Below are 21,367 nucleotides of genomic sequence, written 5' to 3'. Positions count from 1 at the left end.
CAGAGACGGCGCGGGGAATGAGAACATGCTGAAGCAACTGAAAGACTATCGCCGCATCGTTGTGAAAATCGGGTCCGCCCTTCTGGTGGACCGCGCAAGCGGCCTGAAGCGCGACTGGCTGGAAAGCCTCGGGCAGGATATTGCCGCCCTGCATCACGCGGGCGTGGAAGTGCTCGTTGTCTCGTCCGGGGCCATCGCCCTTGGCCGCACCGTTCTGGGGCTGCCGAAAAAGGCGCTGAAGCTTGAAGAAAGCCAGGCGGCGGCGGCGGCGGGGCAGATTGCGCTCGCCAAGGCCTATGCCGATGTGCTGGGCGGCCACGGCATCCGGTCGGGCCAGATTCTGGTCACGCTTTCCGATACCGAGGAACGCCGCCGCTATCTCAATGCGCGGGCGACCATCGAGACGCTCTTGAAGCTCAAGGCCGTGCCGGTCATCAACGAAAACGACACGGTGGCGACCACGGAAATCCGCTATGGCGACAATGACCGGCTGGCTGCGCGCGTCGCCACCATGATGAGCGCCGATCTTCTGATCCTGCTGTCCGATATTGACGGGCTTTACACCGCTCCCCCGCACAAGAACCCGGATGCGGAGTTCCTGCCTTTGGTCGAAAACATCACGCCGCAGATCGAAGCGATGGCGGGGGCGGCGGCGTCGGAACTGTCGCGCGGCGGCATGAAGACCAAGCTCGACGCGGGCAAGATCGCCAATGCGGCGGGCACGGCGATGATCATCACGTCGGGAACCCGCTTCGGCCCGCTTTCGGCCATCGATCGCGGCGAGCGCGCGACGCTGTTCGAGGCCGCGAATGCGCCGGTCAATGCGTGGAAGACATGGATTTCCGGCAATCTTGAACCTGCCGGCCGCCTGACGGTCGATGCCGGTGCGGCACGGGCGCTGAAATCCGGCAAGTCGCTCCTTCCGGCTGGCGTGAAGGAGATCGGCGGGGATTTCGAGCGCGGCGACACGGTCGCGGTGCTGAACGAGGACGGTCGCGAGATCGCGCGCGGTCTGATCGCCTATGATGCCGGGGATGCGCGCAGGATTGCCGGGCACAAAAGCGATGAGATCAGCGCCATTCTTGGCTATGATGCCCGGGCGGCGATGATCCATCGCAACGATCTGGTGGTGCGCGCCGCCAGCGACGCGCAAGCGGCATAGGGGAGAGAATATGCTGACGAAAGCAGATACGGCAAACGACATCGCCTCGGTGATGGCCGAAGTGGGCCGCAAGGCCAGAGCCGCGGCAGGCCCGCTTTCCATCGCCACGCGCGAGCAGAAGAACAGGGCGCTCGAAGCCGCCGCCGATGCGATTGTCGCAAGCCGGGCCGAAATTCTTGAGGCCAACAGGCGCGATCTCGCCAATGCCGCTTCGAGCGGGATGGCGGCTTCCTTCGTGGATCGGCTGACGCTGGACGGCAGCCGTATCGCGGCCATTGCCGAAGGCATTCGCGCCATAGCCAGCCTGCCCGATCCGGTGGGTGAGGTGATTGCCGAATGGGACCGCCCGAACGGTCTCCATATCGAGCGCGTGCGCACGCCGCTCGGCGTGATCGGCGTCATTTATGAAAGCCGCCCCAATGTAACAGCGGATGCTGGTGCGCTCTGCCTCAAGGCGGGCAATGCGGTGATCCTGCGCGGCGGGTCCGATTCCGCCCATTCATCGGCGGCTATTCACAAGGCATTGGTCGCCGGGCTGGAAGCGGCTGGTCTGCCAGCGGATGCAATCCAGATCGTGCCGGTGACGGACCGCGCCGCTGTCGGCGAGATGCTGAAAGGCCTGGACGGCGCGATTGACGTGATCGTGCCGCGCGGTGGAAAAAGCCTCGTCGCGCGCGTTCAGTCGGAAGCGCGCGTGCCGGTCTTCGCCCATCTGGAAGGCATCTGCCATCTCTATATCGACAAATCCGCCGATCTCGACATGGCGCGCGGCATCGCCGTCAATGCCAAGATGCGGCGCACCGGCATTTGCGGCGCGGCGGAAACGCTTCTGGTAGACCGCGCCGCCGCTACGACGCATCTTGTGCCGGTTCTCGAAGACCTTGCCGCCAGGGGCTGTGAAATTCGCGCCTCCGAAGAGGTGAGGGCGCTTTTTCCCGCGGCGAAGCCCGCGAGCGAAGAGGACTGGTCGACCGAATATCTCGATGCAATCATTTCCGTCGCCCTGGTCGACGGGATTGGTGGCGCGGTTGAACACATCGACCGTTATTCCTCGCATCATACGGAAGCCATCGTGGCGGAAGATGCGGAAGCGGTTGCGCGGTTCTTCAACGAGATCGACTCGGCCATTCTCCTGCACAATGCCTCGACGCAGTTTGCCGATGGCGGCGAGTTCGGCATGGGGGCGGAAATCGGCATCGCCACCGGCAAGATGCACGCGCGCGGGCCGGTCGGCGTCGAGCAATTGACCTCGTTCAAATATCGCGTGCGCGGCAACGGGCAGATTCGTGGTTAGGCTCGGATGAAATTCGGCTTCGGGCTTTCTGCATTGAAAGAGCGTTATCCGGGCGTCGATGCGCATTATCTGCGTATGCCGCATGTCGAAAAGGGCATGGCGGTCGGGCTTTTCGGCGGCTCGTTCAATCCGCCCCATGGCGGTCACGCGCTGGTGGCGGAAATCGCAATCCGGCGGCTCAGGCTCGACCAGCTCTGGTGGATGGTGACGCCCGGCAATCCGCTGAAGAACCACCGCGAACTGGCGCCGCTCACCGAGCGGCTGAAGCTCAGCGAGGACGTTTGCGCCGATCCGCGCATCAAGGTGACGGCGCTCGAAGCGGCTTTCGATGTGCGCTATACGGCGGATACGCTGGCGCTTATCCGCGACGCCAATCCCGGCGTCCATTTCGTCTGGGTGATGGGGGCCGACAATCTCGCTTCTTTCCATCGCTGGCAGCGCTGGCGCGAGATCGCGCGGAATTTTCCGATTGCCGTCATCGACCGGCCGGGATCGACGCTCGCCTATCTGTCGTCGCGCATGGCGCAGACATTTTCCGACAGCCGCCTCGACGAGCAATATGCGCCGATGCTGGCGCGGCGCACGCCTCCGGCCTGGACATTCATCCATGGGCCGCGTTCGTCGCTCTCCTCGACGGCGCTTCGCAAACAGGCGAATATTCTGAAAAAGTGAACGGCTGCCAGGGCCACGGACTCTTGAAACAAAACAGGGACTCTGCCTATCTTAAGGAGTGCGGTGCTTATACCTGCCGCATGAAGTTGTTCTTGTTGGAAAGGGAATACGCTGAGAACAGCAGTTCAGAAGAAGGCTCACCATGTGCCTTCCACGGTTGGGATGAACGAGACCGATCTCGTGTCCACGACCTTCGACGCGGCCTTGGCCAGTCTCGAAAACTCCAAGGCGGAATCCATCACCCCCATCGACATTCGCGGAAGATCGACAATCGGCGATTACATGATCGTCGCGTCGGGTCGTTCGCATCGTCATGTGACGGCGGTCGCCGATCACCTTTTGCAGGCCCTGCGTGAGGCAGGCTGCAAGGACATGCGGATCGAAGGCCTCGAGAGTGGCGACTGGGTCCTTATCGACACAGGCGATATCATCGTCCATATCTTCCGACCGGAAGTCCGCGACTTCTACAATATCGAGAAGATCTGGCTGGACGATAATTTCGACGACGAGCAGGCGCTGGGAACGGTGCATTGATCAGGTCGTAAGAGGGCGTCATGCGTGTGAGCGTTTTTGCCGTGGGCCGGATGAAGGCCGGCCCCGAACGGGAGTTGGTCGAGCGCTATTTCGACCGGTTTTCCAAAGCAGGGCCACCGCTGGGGCTTGAATTCGCCGGTGTGAGCGAGATACCCGAAAGCCGGGGCCAGACACCGGAACTGCGCAAGGCCGAGGAAGCCCAGCGCATCCACGAGGCGCTCAATGGCGGCGCCGCCCTCATCCTGCTCGACGAGCGCGGAAAGGCGCTCGGATCGGAAGCTTTTGCCGGACGCATCGGGCGAATGCGCGATGACGGCAAGCGCCAGCTCATTGTCGCCATTGGCGGGCCGGACGGCCATGATCCGGCACTGCGCGGGCGCGCCGATCTCGTGCTGGCGCTGGGCGAACTGACATGGCCGCACCAGATCGCCCGCATCCTGATCGCCGAACAGCTTTATCGCGCCGCCACCATTCTGGCCGGGCACCCGTATCATCGGGTGTAAGAACGGGCGGCCACGGGAGTACTGATTTGCCGGGCGGCTTTTCCTCTCCGTTCTATGGTTGATGGTTCGTTAACGGTATCGGGCTAGGTTCCGGCTTCGGCCCTCGTTTCGGCCCTGAATTTAGCCTTGTTTCGCCCCGATAGAACACGCATGAGCCCAGTAAGCCTTTTCAAAAGACCACGATTGCTTGCATTCGCGCGGGCTGGCCTTGTGCTGGCCTGTGCACTTGCCGGCACGCCGTCGGCTTTTGCGCAGGATGCATTGCAGCAGCAGCGCGATCAGGCGGCAAGCGAATATGAAAAGCTCAGCAACGAACTCACCGTCACCGGCGACAAGCTGAAACAGCTCGAAAGCGAAGTGGAAGCGCTGAAGAAGGATCAGGCCACCATCACCGCGGCGCTGATCCAGTCGGCCAAAACCGACAAGAAATTGCAGCAGGACATTGCCGCCATTGCCGACAAGCTGACAGCCCTGCACGAACAGCAGGAGGGGATCCGCGCGTCGCTGCGTGCGCGGCGCGGCGTTCTGGCGGAAGTGCTGGCGGCATTGCAGCGCATGGGGCTGAACCCGCCGCCCGCCATTCTGGTCCGGCCCGACGACGCGCTGGCTTCGGTGCGCAGCGCCGTGCTTCTGGGCGCCGTCGTGCCCGAAATGCGCGAACAGGTCGAGGAACTGACCGGCGACCTGAAGGATATGCAGCGCGTCGCCGCCTCCATCACCGAGGAGCAGGGGAAGCTCAGGGCCAGCCGCACGGCGCAGGCCGAGGAACAGAAGCGGCAATCACTTCTTCTTGAAGAAAAGAAGAAGCTTCAGTCGCAGTCGGAGCAGGAAATGGAAGCCCAGCGCAAGCGTTCGCAAGAGCTTGCAGCCAGGGCGGGCAGCCTCAAGGACCTCATCGATGGGCTCGACGAGCAGATGGCCGGTGTGCGGGACGCGGCGGAAGCTGCCCGCAAGGCCGAGGCGGACCGTCTGGCCGCGGCAAGGGAAAAGGCCGGGGAATCCACGCCTGACGACACGCATCTGCGCGCGCAGATCGATTTCGCTTCCCTGAAGGGCAGGCTGGCCCCGCCCGCCGCCGGAAAAGCCGTGCGCCGTTTCGGCGACAGGGACGGTGTCGGCGGCTCAATGATGGGCCAGGTGGTCGAAACACTGCCTTCCGCCACGATTACGTCACCTTCCGATGGCGTGATACTTTATGCGGGCACGTTTCGCTCCTACGGGCAGCTCTTGATACTCGATGCGGGCAATGGATATCATGTCGTAATGGCCGGCATGGGGCGAATCGACGTATCGCAGGGCCAATTTGTACTTGCGGGAGAGCCGGTCGGCGCAATGGGAGAAAAACTTCTTGCAAGTGTTGCACCGATAGAGGTGGGCAATGGCGCGCCATTGCTTTACATTGAATTTCGAAAGGATGGAAAACCCGTTGATCCGGCCCCGTGGTGGACCGAACGGCTTTCTGGAAGGACGTGAAAATGATACGTAAACTGTCGCTGCTGTTCGCCGGAGCCCTTCTGGGGGCGTCAGCCATGGTGATGGTCCAGGGCGCGCCGGCTTCCACCGCCTTTGCGGCAGGGAAAGACAGCGATGTCTACAAGGAACTGGCTCTTTTCGGCGATATTTTCGAACGTGTGCGCGCGCAATATGTGACGCCGCCCGACGACAAGAAGCTGACCGAAAGCGCGATCAACGGCATGTTGACCTCGCTCGACCCGCATTCCTCCTATCTCAACCCCGAAGCCGCGCAGGACATGCGCGTGCAGACCAAGGGCGAGTTCGGCGGTCTCGGTATTGAAGTCACCATGGACAACGATCTCGTGAAGGTCATCGCGCCGATCGACGATACGCCCGCTTCCAAGGCAGGCGTTCTGGCGGGCGATCTCATCACCAGGATCGACGGGCAGGAAGTACGCGGCCTTTCGCTGACGGACGCCGTCGACAAGATGCGCGGCGAGGTTGGTTCGCCGATCGAGCTGACGATTGAGCGCAAGGGCGCCGACAAGCCGATCACGCTCAAGATCAACCGCGCCGTCATCAAGGTGAAGGCGGTTCGCTCGCGCGTCGAGAACGATGTCGGCTATCTGCGCGTCATCTCGTTCACCGAGCAGACGTCGGAAGATCTCAAGAAGGCGATCAAGGACATTCAGGGCAAGGTTCCCGCCGACAAGCTCAAGGGCTATGTGCTGGATCTGCGCCTCAATCCGGGTGGCCTGCTCGATCAGGCCGTGGCCGTCTCCGATGCCTTCCTCGACAAGGGCGAGGTCGTCTCGACCCGTGGCCGCGATCCGCAGGACGTGACGCGCTTCGATGCGCGCAAGGGCGACCAGACCGACGGCAAGCCGGTCATCGTTCTGATCAATGGCGGTTCGGCCAGCGCGTCGGAAATCGTCGCCGGTGCGTTGCAGGATCATCGCCGCGCCACCGTGCTCGGCACGCAGTCCTTCGGCAAGGGCTCGGTGCAGACCATCATCCCGCTTGGCGAAAACGGTTCGCTGCGTCTGACGACGGCGCTCTATTACACGCCGTCGGGCAAGTCGATCCAGGGCAAGGGCATCACGCCCGACATCAAGGTCGATCAGCCGCTGCCGCCGGAACTGAAGGGCGAGGACGTGGTTCGCGGCGAGTCGGAACTGAAGGGTCATATCAAGGGCAATCAGGAAGACGATAACGGTTCCGGTTCGTCGGCCTATGTGCCTGCCGAGCCGAAGGACGATATCCAGCTCAACGAGGCGCTGAAGCTCCTGCGCGGCGAAGTGGCCAATGCCGCATTCCCGCCGGACCCGAAGAAGGGCGTGCTGAACTGATCGGCGGAATGCTGCCTTGAAAAATCATGACGCGGAGGCCATGGCTTCCGCGTTTTGCTGTTTGAGAACACTATACGGAGAACGGAATGTCGAAACATAAGGGTCCGGTCGATCCGCAAAGCCTGCCCTATCGCCCCTGCGTCGGGCTGATGGTGCTCAACGCAGCCGGTCTGGTCTGGGCCGGGCGGCGCATCGTCATTCCGGGCGACGAGATGGACGGCGCGACGCAGCTCTGGCAGATGCCGCAGGGCGGGATCGACAAGGGCGAGGACCCGGCAAAAGCCGCGCTCCGCGAACTTTACGAGGAAACCGGCATGACCTCGGTGTCCCTGCTGGAAGAGGCGTCGGACTGGATCAATTACGATCTGCCGCCGCATCTGGTCGGCGTGGCGCTCAAGGGCAAGTATCGCGGCCAGACGCAGAAATGGTTCGCCTATCGCTTCGAGGGCGACGAGAGCGAAATCGCCATCAATCCGCCGCCCGGCGGGCATACGGCGGAGTTCGACCGCTGGGGATGGAAGCCGATGCAGGAACTTCCCGATCTGATCGTTCCCTTCAAGCGCAAGGTCTATGAGGACGTCGTGGCGGCTTTCCGCCATCTGGCGCCCTGATTTGTTTCGATTGGCCCCCTTGTGTCACGGGGCAACATATAGTCAACTTGCCCCAGACGCGCCGAACGGTGCGTCGTGAGAGGGAGAAAAGCGCATGATGGGTGGTGGAAGTCTTCTTGTCTTTCTGTTTGTGGGTCTTATTGCTGGCTGGTTGGCCGGCAAGGTCGTGCAGGGCGGCGGTTTCGGCCTGATCGGCAATATCATCGTCGGCGTCATCGGCGCGTTCTTCGCGGGCTGGCTGTTGCCGCGTCTCGGATTTTCCGTCGGCGGCGGTATGGTCTCCTCGATCATCAATGCGTTTATCGGCGCGGCCATCCTCCTGATCATTCTGCGCATCGTAAAACGCGCCTGACGATCGGGCGTGGGAGGGCCCTTTCGGGTATCAAGGGACACTCTTTTCCGAAAATCGTTTACAGTTTTCGCAATACGCTCTAAACAAAGCCCGGCTTTCCCAAGCCGGGCTTTTTTTCTTCTCAAAGTCTGCTGAAATGACACCGAATTCCAAATTGTCGCTCGGCCTGGTTCTTACTGCATCAGCCGGTTTCGTCGATGCCGTCGCGTTTTTGCAACTGGGCGGTTTCTTTGCCTCCTTCATGAGTGGCAATACCACGCAGCTTGGCGCCGCGCTTGCCGGACAGCCGGGACCGCAGGGCACGGTGCTGGTCTGGTTTCCCGCAGTCCTGATCGTATTGTTCTTCACCGGGGCCTTTTTCGGCACGCTGGTGGTGCGCGCTTACGGGCGCTGGGGCAGCCTTTATGTCATGGCAAGCGTGGTGGCGATCCTACTCGCGGTCGGCGTGCTGCGGCGCGAAGGCGCCCTGATCATCCAGCCCGTTCTGCTGCTCGCCGCCGCCATGGGCGCGCAGAATGCGGCGGTGCAGCCCATCGGCGCGGCGCGCCTCGGCGTCACCTATGTCACGGGAACGCTCTTCAACGCCGCCGCCGATCTTGCCTGCTCGCTGCGCGGCGAGACGCCGAAATGGCGCTGGCTTCAGCATGTGGCCGTCTGGTTTTCCCTGATGTTCGGCGCCATCGGCGGCGGCTTCGGCCATTATTTCGTCGGTCTGGACGTGCTGTTCGTCCCGGCCATCATGATCGTCGGCGTCATGGTCGCCTATATGAAGCTTAGCTGAACAGCGACTTCTCGCTCTCCACCAGTTCGGAAATGAGTGCAGATACCGCAGTAACACGGCGCAGCGTGCGCGCGGATTCGTGATAGGCGAGCCAATAGGCGCGGCGGATCACGCGGTCCGGCATGACAGGAACGAGATCGGGATCGGCGCGGGCGATGAAGGCGTGCAATATGCCGATGCCCGCGCCCGCCCGCACGGCTTCGACCTGGCCGAGCGCGCTGGAAACCTCGAAGGCGGGCTTCCAGTCGCGGCTGATTTCCGGCGCATAGGCGAGCGACGGATTGATGACCAGATCTTCCACATAACCGATCAGCCGATGGCGGGCGAGGTCATCGGCATTTTGCGGCGTGCCGTTGGCCTCCAGATAGGCGCGATGCGCATAAAGCCCCAGTGTGTAATCGACGAGCCTGCGCGCCACGAGACGCCCCTGATCGGGGCGCTCGACGGTGATCGCGATATCGGCTTCGCGGCGCGACAGCGAAAACGAGCGCGGCACCGGCACGAGCTGGATGGTGAGGTCGGGATATTTCTGCGTCAGCCGCGCCAGACGGGGGGCGAGAAAATCGACCCCGAACCCGTCCGGCGCGCCGATGCGCACCGTGCCCGACACGGCGATGTCCGCATTGCCGACCTGCGCGCGGGCGGAGAGCATTTCGGCTTCCATGCGTTCGGCGGCAAGCAGGAATTCCTCGCCCGCCTGCGTCAGCGTCGAGCCGTTGGTGCGGCGCGTGAGAAGCGTGGTCGAAAGCGCTGTCTCAAGCGCGGTCAGCCGCCGCGCCACGGTGGTGTGATTGAGGCCGAGCCTCTTGGCGGCGCCGAGAATCTGGCCCGAGCGGGCGACGGCCAGAAATATGCGAATATCGTCCCAGTTCATGGCTTTATCCGTACTACAAAAATTGCACAACGGATACGCTTTTCAGCGCCTTGCAATCATGAATTCGCAGAGTCAGGATAGCGGTCACGATGGCGGGCCTGCGCGCCCTCCAAAGCGATCATCAGGGAGGTTCTTCGATGCGCAATATCGGACATTTCATTGGCGGCAAGCATGTGGCGGGCAAGAGCGGCCGCGCGGCTGACGTCTTCCAGCCGCTCGACGGCACGGTGCAGGCCAAGGTGGCGCTCGCCACCAAGGAGGAAGTGCGCGCGGCTGTCGAAAACGCCAAGGCAGCGCAGCCCGCATGGGCGGCGACCAACCCGCAGCGCCGCGTGCGCATCCTGCGCAAGTTCATCGAACTGGTCGAAGCCGAATATGACAGCCTGGCCGAACTTCTGGCCCGCGAACATGGCAAGACCATCCCGGACGCGAAGGGCGACATCCAGCGCGGTCTCGAAGTGGTGGAAGTCTGCCTTGGCGCGGCGCATATGCTGAAGGGCGAGTTCACCGATAATGCCGGCACCGGCATCGACACCTATTCCATGCGCCAGCCGCTGGGCGTCGTGGCGGGCATCACCCCGTTCAACTTCCCGGCCATGATTCCGCTGTGGAAGGCCGGTCCGGCAATCGCCTGCGGCAATGCCTTCGTGCTGAAGCCGTCCGAGCGCGATCCGGGCGTGCCGATGCGCCTGGCCGAACTGTTCATGGAAGCCGGTCTTCCGGCTGGCATTTTCAATGTCGTCAACGGCGACAAGGATGCGGTCGATGCGCTGCTCGACGATCCCGATGTCAAGGCTATCGGCTTCGTCGGTTCCACGCCGATTGCGCAGTATATCTATGGCCGCGGCTGCTCGAACGGCAAGCGCGTGCAGTGCTTCGGCGGCGCGAAGAACCACATGCTCATCATGCCGGATGCCGACATGGACCAGACCGTCGATGCGCTGATCGGCGCAGGCTACGGTTCGGCTGGCGAACGCTGCATGGCGATTTCCGTTGCGGTTCCGGTTGGTGAGGACACCGCCGACCGCCTGATGGAAAAGCTGATCCCGCGCGTCGAATCCCTGAAGATCGGCCCGTCCACCGACGGTTCCGCCGATTACGGCCCGGTCGTCACGCAGGCCGCTCTCGACCGCGTTCGCGGCTATGTCGATCTCGGCGTCGAGGAAGGCGCGAAGCTCGTCGTCGATGGCCGCAATTTCAAGATGCAGGGCTATGAAAACGGCTTCTACATGGGCGGCTGCCTGTTCGACCATGTGACGCGCGACATGCGCATCTACAAGGAAGAGATTTTCGGCCCGGTTCTGTCGGTCGTGCGCGCCAAGAATTACGAGGAAGCGCTGGCGCTGCCGAACGATCATGAATTTGGCAACGGCGTTGCGATCTTCACCCGCGACGGCGATGCGGCGCGTGATTTCGCCAGCCGCGTGCAGGTCGGCATGGTCGGTATCAATGTGCCGATCCCGGTTCCGATTGCCTACTACACCTTCGGCGGCTGGAAGGCTTCCGGCTTCGGCGATCTCAACCAGCATGGCCCGGATGCGTTCCGCTTCTACACCAAGACCAAGACCGTGACGTCCCGCTGGCCGTCTGGCGTCAAGGACGGGGCTGAATTCGTCATCCCGACGATGAAGTAACACCGGACGTTTTTCTGCTTGCGCGCCCTCGCTTCGGCGGCGGGCGCGCTGCTGATGAGCCAAGCATTACGCTTGTCACCTCTTGGAACCGAGCGCAGCTATCCCGTCTTCAGGGCCAGGTGGAAAGCGCCTGATCGGCAACGGCCTGTAGCATGTCACGGCTTGCCCCCGCTTTCGCCTGTACCGCTATACCCTGGGCAACTGCAAGGATGAAGGCTGCCAGTGCATCGGGATTGGCCGTCTCCGGCAAGTCGCCTTCGAGCCTGGCTCGCTCGAACCTGTCGCGCAAAAGCCTTTGGCCCTCCGCGCGAAATTCTATCAGGGCCTGCCGCACAGGCTCAGCCTCATCCGACCCCGCCAGCAGGCCATTGATACCAAGACATCCGGTATGCGTGGGAAACCGCGTATTGAGGTCGACCGTTCCGCGCAGAAAATGCGCAGCCGCCTCGCGAGCCGTTGGAAGGTTCAGCGCGGTCGGAATGTAGTCCATGTAACGCTCGTAATAGCGCGCCAGCGCCTTGCGGAACATGGCCTCCTTGTTGCCGAACGCAGAATAAAGGGCGGGCCTCTCCACGCCCGCGGCTTCGGTCAGGTCCGTATAGGACGCGCCCTCATAGCCTTTGCGCCAAAATGCGCACAACACGCCATCGAGCGCCTTCTCCACGTCAAATTCGCGGTGGCGACCCATCACTGTCTCCATATTATTCGTAATGACCGTTATTAAACCGCTTGACAGCATAAGTCCACATTCATTAACGATCGTTATCGTAACGTTCATTATAGAATGGGCGCAACCAGGCCCGGATGACGGGCAAGGCAAATTTGTGGATTGGAAGAATAGCTATGTCGAATACGTTGAAGGGCAAGGTCGCACTCATTACCGGAGGCTCGCGGGGGCTCGGTGCAGCCATGGCGGAAGCGCTGGCCGATCAGGGCGCGGACATCGCGATCACCTATGTCACGTCCACCGAAAAGGCCGAGGCCGTCGTCGAGAGGCTGAAGGCGAAAGGCGTGAGGGCGATCGCAATCCAGAGCGACCAGGCCGACACCGCTGCGGCAAAGCCGATGGTCGGGAAGGTGATTGCGGATTTCGGCAAGCTCGACATCCTCGTCAACAACGCGGCGATCGTCGCCAAGGGCCAGAATGTCGATGATCCCGATCTCGATACGGCCGCGCTTGACCGCCAGTGGCAGATCAACGTCATGGGCACCGTTGCAACCACGCGCGCGGCGGCACAGGTCCTTTCCGATGGCGGCCGGATCATCTTCATAGGATCTCTCAGCGGCTCCCATGCACTCATGCCCGGTATCGCGGACTATGCGGGAACCAAGGCTGCCATCACCGGCTACGCGAGAGGGGTCGCACGTGACTTAGGGCCGCGCAATATCACGGTCAACGTCGTTCAGCCGGGCGTCATGCCGACCGACATGATGGTTGAGGCATTGGGCAGCACGACGGCGCCTGATGCGTTACTCGACATGCATCCCATCCGCCGGATCGCCACGCTGGAAGAGGTATCCGCGCTCGTCTCCTTCCTGGCCGGACCAAACGCCGGTTACATGACCGGCGGCGTCATCGATGTGGCGGGTGGCGTCGCAAGCTGATGCGATGACTGCCTGACGGACAAGTCGTGGTGCGCGCCCATTTGATGGGCGCGCTTCACGCCTCCTCGGGATGGGGTGATGGCAATTGGCCGACCGCGCCCTCATAAGAGACGTAGAGCGGGATAATTCTAATCGGCCAGCAAGCCTGCCGCCATTACGCGGAACGCCTCGATGGCTTTGGGGAGAACAAGGCTTGGCTCGTCGCTTGCCGCTACCCACAAAGCGGCATTCAGCGCCGCGCCGGTGAGAAGCCGCGCCGCCGCCTCGACATCGACGGGCTTCACGATCCCGTTCGCGATCAGGCGGCCAATGGCTTGCTTCGTCATTTCCAGACAAGCGTTCTGGCTCGGCCATCGCGAAGGGTCCCCCAGGAATGCCGGTCCGTCCAGCAAGACGATCCGACGCACCTCCGCATCGAGCGCCATTTCGATATAGGCCGATCCTTCCGCAAGCAGACCTTCCCAATCGTTCGGCGCGGCTGCTCCCACCTCCTGCGCCCGCCGGGCCATTTCACCGTCGACCTGAGCGACCACCGCGGCAAGCAGTCCCTTCTTGTCACCGAAATTATGGTAAAGCGCTCCGCGCGTGAGGCCGGCATCCGCAGTGAGTTCGTCCATCGAGGCCGCCGCAAAACCCTTCGCGGCGAAGGCCCGGCGAGCCGCCGAGACCAATTTGGCGCGGTTCTCTTCCATGGTTTCAATGCGTCGTCGTCCGGTCACGAAGCGTCTCTCCTTTCACATATGGAACATATTTCATTTGACATACGCAGCGTATGTCAAATATCTAGATACGTAGCGTATATCAAATTGCGCCGTATACGAGAAGCCCCGGCCGGTGCCGCGATGACCGCCATCATTCAGGCAGTTTACTTTTTAGGAAGGTTGATACCATGACTAAACGCAATGCCGTTTTTCCGACGGATCGCCATGCCCTCTACGAGGCCCACGGCTATTCGGCGGCCATCGCGTCCGGCGATCTCCTGTTCGTTTCCGGCCAGGTGGGGAGCCGTGCCGATGGCTCGCCGGAACCGGACTTCGCCGCGCAGGTCCGGCTTGCCTTTTCCAATCTGGAAGCAACGCTGGCTGCGGGCGGTTGCACCTTTGACGACATCGTCGACGTGACGACGTTCCATACCGATCCCGAAAATCAGTTCGAAACGATCATGGCGGTAAAGAGCGCGGTTTTCCCGCAGCCGCCCTATCCGAACTGGACCGCCATCGGTGTCAACTGGCTCGCCGGCTTCGATTTCGAGATCAAAGTGATCGCTCGAATCCCGGCTGGAATCTGACGTCTCGACCTGTGGGCTGTCGGCACGATATGGCAGCTTTGCTTCTGGCAGGACCGGTGAGCGCCGGTCTGCTCACCACCAAAAGCTGCCGGACATGAGCAAATCAGTCCTATAATGGTTGCCTCGGACCTCAAAACCGACATGGCTAATCGCCGGACGCCCAAATTCTGCGATGGGGTTTCGGACAGATACGGCTGAAATTGTCGAGAAGCGCCGGCAAACCTGACCCTTGCGGCAAAGGGGAATTTTGTCGTGGCACTCGACCTCTGCCCTTGTGGCGGGGCTTTGTTTTGCCCGAACGGAGGGTAGGTTTCCCGTCACTGGTTGTCTGACGTGAAAGACGGTGCGGAGTTCGCCATTCCGATAATGACGTCAGCATTGCGCCGATCACCTCATCCTGAGGAGGCGCGAAGCGCCGTCTCGAAGGGCGAGGTGATGGCAATTCGCAGGTTACGCCCTCCTTTCCCTCGGTATTGTTCTCGGACCCTTAAATTCGTTATATCTCTGGAGCGGGTACTGTGCCCGATTCGGAGCAATATGGCCCTTGTCAGCTACATTATCGGAGATTGTCCCGGCTGCAGCGCCAAGCAAGCCTTTGGCAATGTAGATGTCTATTCCCGGTACGTGTACCGTGGGTGCGGACGTTGTCGGTACAATGAGAAAGTCCCGCTGCCTGAGCTGAAGAAAAAGGTCCTGTATCTGGACCAATTCTTTTTTAGTCATGCCTTCCGCGCTAACGATCCCGTATTTGTTGAGGCGGCCGAACGCATTTCCAACCTCACAGCCAGCCAGCAATTGGTTGTGCCGTTCTCTAACATCCACGAGGACGAAACGCACATGTGGGAGAGGTACGCGGAGTTGATGGAGTTCATCAAGCACACGTCACGCGGTCATGAGTTCAGGCATGCCTTTCACATTGAGAACGACCAATTACAGGATGCCCTCCATGCTTGGCTCCACAACGAGCCGGTGGAGTTTGAGAAAGCTGACGCCATCAACGACGACATCCATGTTTGGGATGGGTATTATCGAATTGACGTCGGCGGCTACAACCGCAACCGTGACGTTGTTCGAAAGGGAAAAGTCGAAGCTATCGAAGGATTGATTGACCTTTTCCCGAACTGGCGAAACTCGACCAACACCTTTGAACAAGACAAAGGATTGGAGCATGAAGCTGCTGCCAGAGGCTACATCAACTCCTACATAACCTACGCAAAGCGGATGTTTTCGGGCGACTACACCGCCCTCCTGGACTCGCCTGTCATGTCCGAAGTGGTGCAAGTGATGTTGAGCCAGTTTTCCAAGGAAATGGACCACAAGGCCAAGCTAGAACGAATCGTTGAGTTCTATTCAACCGAACAGTTCCGGGCCGCCCCGGTGCAGGACCTCAAGAGTCGGATGTTTGCCACACTGAAGATGCTAGTGGTCCAAGGAGCCTACCAGAACAGAGATAACGCTCTGAAGAAGCTCTCCGGCTTCTATTACGACGTGGATCACATTTCGACCTATGCGCCCTATTGTGACGCTATTCTCATCGACGGGCCCATGCATGAGATCGTGGGCAGGCAACAGGTGGACTTAGAAAAGCGTTACGGAGTGAAGGTATTCAGCCGTAGCAACTGGGACGAGATGCTGGCTTGGTTCGATGACATCGAAGCGGAGATGACCGATGAGCACCGACAGGCACTCGCCGTCGCGTATCCTTAGACTCTCATCTTTGCCCCTTTTTACTACAACAGACAAACCGCCTTTTATGGTGAAAACCGAACCGAGGGCCTACTCAAGTGGCACGGCGTCTGAATGGCCGCTTCCTCGGAGTTAGCCGTCCAAAAGCTGTCAGTCCGCAATCCACCCCACCTCGGACACGAGCAAATCAGTCCTATACTGGTTGCTTCGGGCCTCAAAGCCGAGATGGGCTAATCGCCGGACGCCTAAATTCTGCGATAGGGTTTCGGACAGATACGGCTGAAATTGCCGGGAAGCGCCGGTAAACCTGTCGCGAAGCTCGCCCGCTATTATAATAAATTGCTTGCAGAACCGCGCTCCGGGCGTGATGCTGTTGTTTGTTTCCTGTGGTGGAAATCGAGTCTTTTCAAAGAGCAGGCAGAGCATGGGTGAACGCCATCAGGCGGGCATAGGCGAGGGCGGCGGACCGGGGCGCGAGCGCCAGGAAGAGGCCCGTCGCATTCTCGAACGGCTGGAGCGCGAGCAGACCGGTGCCGAAGGCATCGTGCGGCGCGGCCTGTCCCGTACGGCGCACCATCTTTCCGCCGTCGATGCGCCCGAAAACGATCCGATAGAACTCTGGGCCACCCGCATCGGGCGCGGCCTCGGCCTTCTCATAACGCTGGCGATCATCGTCTGGCTCATTTCCTATCTCATGCAAAGCTAGGTACAAAATGACGCTTCCCGCGCCTTCGGATGCGACAACCGTTATTGTCATTTCAAGCCATGTCGTTCGCGGTTCGGTGGGCAATCGCGCTGCCGTCTTCGCATTGGAAACGCTGGGTTTTCCGGTCTGGGCCGTGCCTACGGTCGTTCTGCCCTGGCACCCGGGCCATGGGGTTCCGGGCGCGCCTGCCGGGCGCATCGTGCCGCCTGCGGAAGAGTTTTCGCGCCTGATGCAGGATTTGCAGCGCGCGCCGTGGCTGAACGAGGTCGGGGCCGTGCTGACCGGTTATCTCGGCCATCCCGAACAGGCGGAAGCCGTGGCCGGGCTGGTCAAGACCGTGAAGGCGAACAATCCCGGCGCCGTCTATCTGTGCGACCCGGTCATCGGCGATGAAAAAGGGCTCTATGTGCCCGAGGCCACCGCCATGGGCATCCGCGACCGGCTTTTGCCGCTTGCCGACATTGCAACGCCCAACCGTTTCGAGCTTTCATGGCTGGCCGGCGTGCCGCTGGAAGACAACAAGGCGCTCATGGAAGCGGCGCTCGATGCCGGTCCGGCGACGATGCTGGTGACTTCCGCCTTTCCGCTGATGAATGGCAGTATCGGCAATATTTTGCTGACGCCGACCCTGGCGCTGATGGCCGAGAACCGCCGTGTGGAGGGGCCGACCAACGGTCTGGGGGACCTGACATCGGCGGTGTTTCTGGCGCGGCGCCTGTCGGGCATGACGGAGGAAAAAATGCTGCAAAGCACGACCGCCGCCGTCTTCGAGATCATGGCGCGTTCGGCCAAGCGCGGCGCCGATGAACTCATGCTGGAGGCCGATGCGTCGAGCCTCGCCGCGCCGATGGCCATGGTGCAGACGCGACGGCTGATGCATCCGACCAAGGGGCTTCGTGCTTGAACATTTCCAGCAAAAATGTGAAACGGTCTGCGTTTGGAAATGCGTGCATTCGAATGCAGCCTTGCCCGTTCAATTCGATTGCTCTCGGTTTTCGATAGGGATAATGGAAAAACATGGCTGATCTTCCAGATTCACTTCTCGCCGGTTATCGAGCCTTCATGAGCGAGCATTTTACCCACGAGACTTCACGCTACCGCCATCTGGCGGATCAGGGCCAGTCGCCGGAAACCCTGGTTATTGCCTGCTGTGATTCGCGTGCCGCTCCCGAAACCGTATTCAACACCGCGCCGGGCGAAATCTTCGTCCTGCGCAACGTTGCCAATCTCATTCCTCCTTACGAGCCGGACGGCGAATATCACGCGGCATCCGCCGCGCTGGAATTTGCCGTGCAAAGCCTCAAGGTGAAGAATATCGTCGTCATGGGCCATGGCCGTTGCGGCGGCATCAAGGCCGCGCTCGATACCGAAAGCGCGCCGCTTTCGCCCGGTGACTTCATCGGCAAGTGGATGAGCCTGATCGCTCCGGCCGCCGAGGCGGTCAGCGGCAATCAGCTGATGACGCCGACTGAGCGCCAGACCGCGCTGGAGCGCATCTCGATCCGCTATTCGATCAACAATCTGCGGACATTCCCCTGCGTCGACATTCTGGAGAAGAAGGGCAAGCTCACCCTGCACGGCGCATGGTTCGATATTTCGAGCGGAGAGCTTTGGGTGATGGATCACCAGACTGGCGATTTCAAACGCCCGGATGTCGGCTGAAGCACTCCCGAAATCGAACGGTCGAAGCGGCTTCCTTCGGATCGAAAGCAGCCGCTTTGCCTTATTTTAAACACACGAAAATCCGCGTTTTGCGCTCAAACGACGTCAATTCGGAGCAAAAGATGCAAAAATAGCCCCTTGAAACGGGGCTATTTCGTGGCAATCATGGCTATTTGAAGGCAAATTCAACCATTGGTTGAATTTTTTCGGGTTCTGCCGATCAGTTACCGTCGATGGCCTTGCCCATCACGGCGATCGCGCGCTGGTAAACCTGGGCGGCATTCCAGCCCTGGATCGCGCCGTAATTCGCTTCGCCGGGCTGGTAGCCCCCGCCGCGCCGCCAGCCATGGCCGACGAGGAAGTTGGCTGTCGAATAAAGCGCGTCCGCCTTCGAGCGGGCCATGTCGATATGGCCGCTGCCATCGCCGTCCACGCCGTATTTCAGCACATTGACGGGCAGGAACTGGGTCTGGCCGATTTCGCCGTGCATGGCGCCGATCGCATTGGGGCTGAGGTCCCGGCGGTCGATGAGCTGAAGAGCGGCATAAAGCTGGTTGGTGAAATAGTCGCTGCGGCGGCAGTCATAGGCCAGCGTCGCCACGGCGGACAGCGTGTGCTGCTTGCCCATATAGGAGCCGAAGCCGGTTTCCATGCCCCAGATGGCGATCAGCGGACCGGCGGGTACGCCATAACGCTTTTCGATATTGGCGAAGAGAGATGCGTTCTGCCGCTTCATCGAGCGACCGCGCTTGATGATGGTGTTGGCGCCGCGCTTCTGCATGAACTGCTCGAAGGAGAGCTTGAAGCTCTTCTGGTTGCGGTCCGCATTGATGGTGGCCCTGGCATATTTGGTGTTGGCAAGCGCGTTGACGCCGGCCCTGCCGATGCCGCGGGAGGCGGCTTCCTTCACCGTCCGATCGAGCCAGGCATTGTACCCGCCGGCATTGTTGCCGCACTGGGCTGCCTCGGCGACGCCTGCGCCTGTCATCATGCTGATTGCAAGAACTGCTGCTGCCGTCCAAGACCGGCTCTCGGCAATCAATGCCATTCGTTTCTCCTTTGGAGTTGATTCGACCTCGACGCGAATTTGCCATTCCTTACACCAAAAGTCATCCGGCTTGGCGAATGCGATGGGCACGTTAGAGCGCGGTAATTCAGACTAACTTAATTATCCGTCCCAATCGTCCGTCGGGCGTGATTTCTGCCGGGAACGAGGCGCTGCCCTGGGAAACGCGCTCCCGAATGCCGGGCTTACGGCCATTTTCCTGTCAATACATCCAAGTATTTGCCGGTCTGCGGGGCCAAGCTGAAATTTTTCGCTTGGAAGCTGTCGCTTTCATACCTATTGCTTATGGCGGTACTGGTAAAGAATATTTACCACCCATCGATAGAATCGATTTCAAGTTCGTGACATTGACGAGGGAGGACGCCACATGTCGAACGGATTTCTCGCGCTATTTGCGTTTCTGCCAATTCTTGTGGCCGGCGTCATGCTGGTCGGATTTCGCATTCAGGCGCGCATCGCCATGCCGGTGACCTATGTCCTGACAGTCGTCATCGCGATGGCGGTCTGGGGCATGAGCGGCAATCGTGTCGCCGCTTCCACCATTCAGGGACTGATCCAGACGGCCGGGCTGCTCTGGATCATTTTCGGTGCGATCCTGCTTCTGAATACGCTCAAATATTCGGGCGGCATCTCGGCCATCCGGTCGGGCTTTGCCCAGATCAGCCCGGACAGGCGCATACAGGTCTTCCTGATCGCCTGGCTGTTCGGCTCCTTCATCGAGGGGGCGTCCGGCTTCGGCACACCCGCCGCCGTGGTGGCGCCGCTGATGGTTGCGATCGGCTTTCCGGCGCTCGCCGCCGTCACCTTCGGGCTGATGATCCAGTCCACTCCCGTTTCGTTCGGCGCGGTCGGCACACCGCTGATCGTCGGCGTGCAATCCGGCCTCAACCGCGAGGCGCTGACGGCGCAATTGCAGGGGAGCGGTTCGGGCTGGGAACAGTTTTTCCATATCATCACGTCGGAGGTGGCGATCCTGCACGCGATTTGCGGCACGCTCATGCCGCTGTTTCTCGTGCTCATCATGACCCGCTTTTTCGGGCGTAACCGTTCGTGGACGGAAGGGCTGGCAATCCTGCCTTTCGCGATCTTCGCGGCGTTCGCCTTCACCATTCCCTATGTGCTGAGCGCGGTTTTCCTCGGCGCGGAATTCCCGTCCATGATCGGCGGTCTCGTCGGGCTGTCGCTAGCGACATTCGCGGCGCGCGCCGGTTTCCTGATGCCGAAGCAGAATTGGGATTTCCCACCCGCATCGGAATGGCCTTCAGGCTGGATCGGCAGCATCGAGGTCAAGCTCGATGAACTGACATCCAGGAAAATTCCGCTCGCCCTGGCATGGACGCCCTATGTGCTTCTGGCAATCTTCCTGGTTGTCAGCCGCGTGTTCCCGTCGGTCGGCAATGTGCTGAAGTCGATCAGCTTCGCCGCCACCAATATCATGGGCGAAACCGGCATCGGCGGCGATTTCACGCCGTTGTTCCTGCCGGGCGGCCTTCTGGTCATCGTCTGCCTGATCACCTTCTTCCTGCATCGCATGAAGGGCGGGCAGTTCGGCAAGGCTCTCGGCGAGAGCACCAAGACACTGGTCGGGGCGGGCTTCGTGCTGCTCTTCACCGTGCCCATGGTGCGCGTCATGATCAATTCCGGCGTCAATGGCAATGAACTGGTCAGCATGCCGCTGATGGTGGCGAACTGGGTTGCGACGGAAGTCGGCAATATCTATCCGTTCTTCGCGCCATCGGTGGGTGCGCTGGGCGCGTTCCTTGCCGGATCCAACACGGTGTCGAACCTCATGCTCAGCCAGTTCCAGTACGGTGTGGCGGAAGGGCTTGGCGTCTCCGGCGCGCTGTTGGTCGCCGGTCAGTCGGTGGGCGCCGCCGCCGGCAACATGATCGCGATCCACAATGTCGTTGCGGCGTCGGCCACGGTCGGCCTGCTCGGCCGCGAGGGCACAACGCTGCGCATGACCATCATTCCGACGATCTATTATGTCGTTCTTGCCGGAACGCTGTTGCTGATCGGTCTTTATGTGCTGGGAATCGGCGACCCGCTCGTCGGCGCCGGCGTGCAATAAATCCTGTATCGAAGCGGAAACCGGCCCCTGTCGCGGGCCGGTTTCGGACCTTTTGCTTGGCC

General features: G+C 61.0%; 22 protein-coding genes. 18 read left to right on the top strand and 4 right to left on the bottom strand.

Features of this window, described 5'->3' with window-relative positions; genetic code table 11:
• Window positions 1–25 precede the first annotated feature (25 nt).
• The 10 genes from proB (at window position 26) to FHS76_RS14210 (ending at window position 8,713) form a co-directional block, all read left to right on the top strand.
• Complete coding sequence (gene proB / locus FHS76_RS14255; RefSeq protein ID WP_183653861.1) at window positions 26–1,162, top strand: glutamate 5-kinase; 1,137 nt, start codon at window positions 26–28, stop codon at window positions 1,160–1,162.
• 10 nt (window positions 1,163–1,172) lie between these two features.
• The gene (locus FHS76_RS14250; RefSeq protein ID WP_183653857.1) at window positions 1,173–2,456 is read left to right on the top strand and encodes a glutamate-5-semialdehyde dehydrogenase; all 1,284 of its coding nucleotides are present in this window, start codon (window positions 1,173–1,175) and stop codon (window positions 2,454–2,456) included.
• 6 nt (window positions 2,457–2,462) lie between these two features.
• Window positions 2,463–3,128 carry a nicotinate-nucleotide adenylyltransferase gene (locus FHS76_RS14245; protein ID WP_183653855.1) on the top strand — a complete coding sequence of 222 codons (666 nt, stop codon included), beginning with the start codon at window positions 2,463–2,465 and terminating at the stop codon, window positions 3,126–3,128.
• A 162-nt stretch (window positions 3,129–3,290) separates the two neighbouring features.
• Entirely contained in the window at window positions 3,291–3,662 is a 372-nt protein-coding gene (rsfS, locus tag FHS76_RS14240) for a ribosome silencing factor (RefSeq protein WP_183653971.1), read from the top strand.
• Between the two features lie 20 nt (window positions 3,663–3,682).
• Complete coding sequence (rlmH, locus tag FHS76_RS14235; RefSeq protein WP_183653852.1) at window positions 3,683–4,165, top strand: 23S rRNA (pseudouridine(1915)-N(3))-methyltransferase RlmH; 483 nt, start codon at window positions 3,683–3,685, stop codon at window positions 4,163–4,165.
• Window positions 4,166–4,315: 150 nt separating this feature from the next.
• Window positions 4,316–5,638 carry a murein hydrolase activator EnvC family protein gene (locus FHS76_RS14230; RefSeq protein ID WP_183653849.1) on the top strand — a complete coding sequence of 441 codons (1,323 nt, stop codon included), beginning with the start codon at window positions 4,316–4,318 and terminating at the stop codon, window positions 5,636–5,638.
• 2 nt (window positions 5,639–5,640) lie between these two features.
• Window positions 5,641–6,969, top strand: a complete 1,329-nt coding sequence (locus FHS76_RS14225) for a S41 family peptidase (protein WP_183653846.1) — start codon at window positions 5,641–5,643, stop codon at window positions 6,967–6,969.
• A gap of 86 nt (window positions 6,970–7,055) precedes the next feature.
• On the top strand, window positions 7,056–7,580 hold the full coding sequence (locus tag FHS76_RS14220; RefSeq protein WP_183653843.1) for an RNA pyrophosphohydrolase: 525 nt from the start codon (window positions 7,056–7,058) through the stop codon (window positions 7,578–7,580).
• Between the two features lie 97 nt (window positions 7,581–7,677).
• Complete coding sequence (locus FHS76_RS14215) at window positions 7,678–7,932, top strand: GlsB/YeaQ/YmgE family stress response membrane protein (protein ID WP_183653969.1); 255 nt, start codon at window positions 7,678–7,680, stop codon at window positions 7,930–7,932.
• A gap of 136 nt (window positions 7,933–8,068) precedes the next feature.
• Window positions 8,069–8,713 carry a YoaK family protein gene (locus FHS76_RS14210; protein WP_183653840.1) on the top strand — a complete coding sequence of 215 codons (645 nt, stop codon included), beginning with the start codon at window positions 8,069–8,071 and terminating at the stop codon, window positions 8,711–8,713.
• Here FHS76_RS14210 and FHS76_RS14205 read toward each other — a convergent pair.
• A complete protein-coding gene (locus FHS76_RS14205; protein WP_183653838.1) occupies window positions 8,706–9,587 on the bottom strand; it encodes a LysR family transcriptional regulator in 882 nt (293 codons plus the stop codon). The genes FHS76_RS14210 and FHS76_RS14205 overlap by 8 nt on opposite strands.
• 137 nt (window positions 9,588–9,724) lie before the next feature.
• Between FHS76_RS14205 and FHS76_RS14200 the strand changes: the two genes are divergently transcribed.
• Entirely contained in the window at window positions 9,725–11,221 is a 1,497-nt protein-coding gene (locus FHS76_RS14200; protein WP_183653836.1) for a CoA-acylating methylmalonate-semialdehyde dehydrogenase, read from the top strand.
• A gap of 109 nt (window positions 11,222–11,330) precedes the next feature.
• Here the strand turns inward: FHS76_RS14200 and FHS76_RS14195 are convergent, their stop codons facing one another.
• Window positions 11,331–11,909: a TetR/AcrR family transcriptional regulator gene (locus tag FHS76_RS14195; RefSeq protein ID WP_183653834.1), complete on the bottom strand. Its 579-nt coding sequence runs from the start codon at window positions 11,907–11,909 to the stop codon at window positions 11,331–11,333.
• Between the two features lie 155 nt (window positions 11,910–12,064).
• On the opposite strand from FHS76_RS14195, the gene FHS76_RS14190 reads away from it, so the two are divergent.
• Window positions 12,065–12,826: an SDR family NAD(P)-dependent oxidoreductase gene (locus tag FHS76_RS14190; protein WP_183653831.1), complete on the top strand. Its 762-nt coding sequence runs from the start codon at window positions 12,065–12,067 to the stop codon at window positions 12,824–12,826.
• 128 nt (window positions 12,827–12,954) lie between these two features.
• Here the strand turns inward: FHS76_RS14190 and FHS76_RS14185 are convergent, their stop codons facing one another.
• Window positions 12,955–13,518, bottom strand: coding sequence for a TetR/AcrR family transcriptional regulator (locus tag FHS76_RS14185; RefSeq protein WP_183653966.1), 564 nt, complete (start codon window positions 13,516–13,518; stop codon window positions 12,955–12,957).
• 197 nt (window positions 13,519–13,715) lie between these two features.
• Between FHS76_RS14185 and FHS76_RS14180 the strand changes: the two genes are divergently transcribed.
• The 5 genes from FHS76_RS14180 (at window position 13,716) to FHS76_RS14160 (ending at window position 18,168) form a co-directional block, all read left to right on the top strand.
• Window positions 13,716–14,114 carry a RidA family protein gene (locus FHS76_RS14180; RefSeq protein WP_183653828.1) on the top strand — a complete coding sequence of 133 codons (399 nt, stop codon included), beginning with the start codon at window positions 13,716–13,718 and terminating at the stop codon, window positions 14,112–14,114.
• A 537-nt stretch (window positions 14,115–14,651) separates the two neighbouring features.
• A complete protein-coding gene (locus FHS76_RS14175; RefSeq protein ID WP_183653826.1) occupies window positions 14,652–15,821 on the top strand; it encodes a hypothetical protein in 1,170 nt (389 codons plus the stop codon).
• Window positions 15,822–16,224: 403 nt separating this feature from the next.
• Window positions 16,225–16,506, top strand: coding sequence for a hypothetical protein (locus FHS76_RS14170; RefSeq protein ID WP_183653824.1), 282 nt, complete (start codon window positions 16,225–16,227; stop codon window positions 16,504–16,506).
• A gap of 7 nt (window positions 16,507–16,513) precedes the next feature.
• Entirely contained in the window at window positions 16,514–17,410 is an 897-nt protein-coding gene (gene pdxY / locus FHS76_RS14165) for a pyridoxal kinase PdxY (protein WP_183653822.1), read from the top strand.
• 113 nt (window positions 17,411–17,523) lie between these two features.
• Window positions 17,524–18,168, top strand: a complete 645-nt coding sequence (locus tag FHS76_RS14160; RefSeq protein WP_183653820.1) for a carbonic anhydrase — start codon at window positions 17,524–17,526, stop codon at window positions 18,166–18,168.
• A 220-nt stretch (window positions 18,169–18,388) separates the two neighbouring features.
• On the opposite strand, the gene FHS76_RS14155 is transcribed toward FHS76_RS14160, so the two are convergent.
• Window positions 18,389–19,216, bottom strand: a complete 828-nt coding sequence (locus FHS76_RS14155) for a lytic murein transglycosylase (protein WP_183653817.1) — start codon at window positions 19,214–19,216, stop codon at window positions 18,389–18,391.
• 385 nt (window positions 19,217–19,601) lie between these two features.
• Between FHS76_RS14155 and FHS76_RS14150 the strand changes: the two genes are divergently transcribed.
• Window positions 19,602–21,305: an L-lactate permease gene (locus tag FHS76_RS14150; protein ID WP_183653814.1), complete on the top strand. Its 1,704-nt coding sequence runs from the start codon at window positions 19,602–19,604 to the stop codon at window positions 21,303–21,305.
• Window positions 21,306–21,367: the final 62 nt, after the last annotated feature.

Origin of the sequence: Brucella daejeonensis (assembly GCF_014199265.1) — a bacterium.
Taxonomy (GTDB): domain Bacteria; phylum Pseudomonadota; class Alphaproteobacteria; order Rhizobiales; family Rhizobiaceae; genus Brucella; species Brucella daejeonensis.
This window is presented reverse-complemented; position numbering and strand designations above follow the sequence as displayed.